Here is a 2573-nt window from a genome sequence, read left to right on the forward strand (position 1 = left end):
CAATAATAAATAACAAAAGGTGATGCAGTGAAAGGGATGAAATTAAACATAATTGCATTAGAGGTTTTTCTTTGCTGCTATGCAATGACGCCCTCTTTTTCGCCTGCCGAATCTTATTTCGACCCCGGTTTATTAATGCACGGGAGCGGGATTGATGTTTCTCAGCTCGATTTAAACGACTTCGCCAACAGTAACACCTTAACCCCAGGCGAATATGATGTCATGGTGAATGTGAATTTGATCCCTTCTGGTGAATTCAACATTGCATTTGATAAACAATCGGATGGTCAAATTACCCCTGTTTTTACCGTGGGTGAGCTGAAAAAATTGGGGGTGAATACCTCTGCATTACCAAAATTAAGAGATCTTAGTGAGGATGCTAAGGTCGAAAAACTGTCTGACTATATTGCTGATGCCACTATTACGTTTGATCCGCAAACCTTAACCGTGAATTTATCGGTGCCACAAATTGCGATGGTGCCTAATTTCGCGGGTTATGTCCCCCCTGAATTGCGTGATGATGGTGTGACCGCATTAGTGATGGACTACGTCTTAAACTACAGTAATAACCGCCAGTTAGCTCAACATCACCAAAAATCCAGCACCAGTGATTCTCTGTTCGCCAACTTAAATGCGGGGATCAACATGGGCGCGTGGCGCCTAAGAACCAGCTACCTGTATAATTACAACAAAAGCAGCGGCTCCTCAAGCAGCAGTGATTCCTCGCTCACCAACACTTATGTTTATCGCACGATTAATGCGATTAAATCCACCTTACGCGCCGGTGAAATTTCAACGGGTGGCAATATTTTTGACTCCATCCCGATGAAAGGGGCAACGCTGAAATCCAACCCTCAGCTCGACCCCAGCAGCATGCAAGGGTTTGCTCCTGTAGTAGAGGGATTTGCGAACACCAATGCGACCGTCACCGTACGCCAAAATGGCAGTGTGGTTTACCAAACATTTGTGGCACCAGGCCGTTTTATTATTCGTGATATCCCTGCCAGTGGGTTGGCCGGGGACATGGAAGTGACGGTAGAAGAAGAAGATGGCAAACAAACAGTCTTCACCCAAGCTTATTCCTCATTGCCGATGATGGAGCGCCAAGGCTCGTATAACTATGAAGTTTCCGCAGGGCGTTACAATGGGGGGATCACCGTAGGCTCTGAGCGTAAAACCTTTGCGCTCGGCTCATTCAGCGTCGGTCTACCTTATAATATCACCACTTATGGTGGGTTGTTGGTGTCGAACGGCTATAACTCGGTCGTGGGCGGTATCGGCCTGTCGTTGGGTGTGCTCGGGGCGCTATCCACGGACGTGACACACTCAGATGCCAAATTTTCAGAGAAAAATTTAAAAGGGCAATCTTACCGTATTCGTTATTCAAAGAGCTTGCTGTCAACAGGTACCTCCTTTGACTTGACGGCACTGCGTTATACCACTGAGAACTTCTATTCTTTCTCGGATTACAATAATGCGGGCTATACCCTGAAAGATGGCTTAGCGCCTTGGACGGGTTCACGTCAGCGTTACAGTTTCCAGACCTCTATCAACCAATCTTTTGATTCGTATGGTTCTTTGTCACTGAGAGCCTCGAAAAACACCTATTGGGGAGGGCAAAGCTCCAATACCTCAGTGGGAATGTCTTATAACAATAACTTCCGTGGCGTTTCCTATAGCTTGAGCTATATGGTTGACCGCGTGAAAAGCTACAACAACAGTTGGCCGGAAAATCGGGTGGTGTCGTTCGATGTGTCGGTACCGCTAAGCCTGCTGACCAACAGTGAAATGGCACAAACCATGAGTGCGCGTTACGGGGTGAGCGTAGATAACCACGGTGATACGCGTCACCAAGCGGGTTTAACGGGCAGTGCGATGAACAGCCGCTTCAGCTACGGTTTATATCAAAACTATGACAGCCGTAATAGTAATTACGGTGGCAGTGTTAACGGGACGTATTCAGGTAATAACGCTACATTATCAACAGGCTACAGTTACTCCGATACGAATCGTTCCATGAACGGTACGCTCAGTGGCGGGTTAGTTGCGCATTCTGATGGCGTGACATTATCCCCGAATGTTGGGGACACCATCGCCATTATTACCGCGGATGGCGCAAAAGGAGCCGCATTAAGCATGGGGGCACAGTTTGACCGCTTTGGTAATGCAGTTATTCCTCAGTTGGCTAGCAACACGGCAAACCAAATCTCGGTTAACGTCAATACATTACCGGATGACATCACATTTAAAGATACTTCCATGATGGTGTATCCAACCGAAGGCGCGGTGATTAAGCGCCACTTTAAAACTAAAGTGGGTTACCAAGCGATGGTTACCCTGACAAGCTCAGGAAAAATGCCACCGTTTGGGGCGATAGCCACATTAGTTGCAGAAGACAGTGACGATAACGATATCAATACCGGTATTGTCGGCTCAAATGGCCAACTTTATATGAGTGGTTTACCGGATACAGGACGTATTCATATTCAATGGGGCGGCGATGCAGGCCAATGTACAGTGAATTATTCAGCATTAGAAAAAATTGCTATCACAGCGGATTCGCCAGTGAGAAC

1 protein-coding gene is annotated in these 2573 nt (G+C 46.9%); it reads left to right on the top strand.

The genetic code is table 11. The features are described from left to right. Positions 1 to 36: 36 nt before the first annotated feature. On the top strand, positions 37 to 2573 hold a 2537-nt coding region (locus PSF09_RS20375; RefSeq protein WP_272684416.1), incomplete at its 3' end, for a fimbria/pilus outer membrane usher protein.

Source organism: Providencia sp. PROV141 (genome assembly GCF_028481645.1).
GTDB classification, from domain to species: Bacteria; Pseudomonadota; Gammaproteobacteria; order Enterobacterales; family Enterobacteriaceae; genus Providencia; species Providencia rettgeri.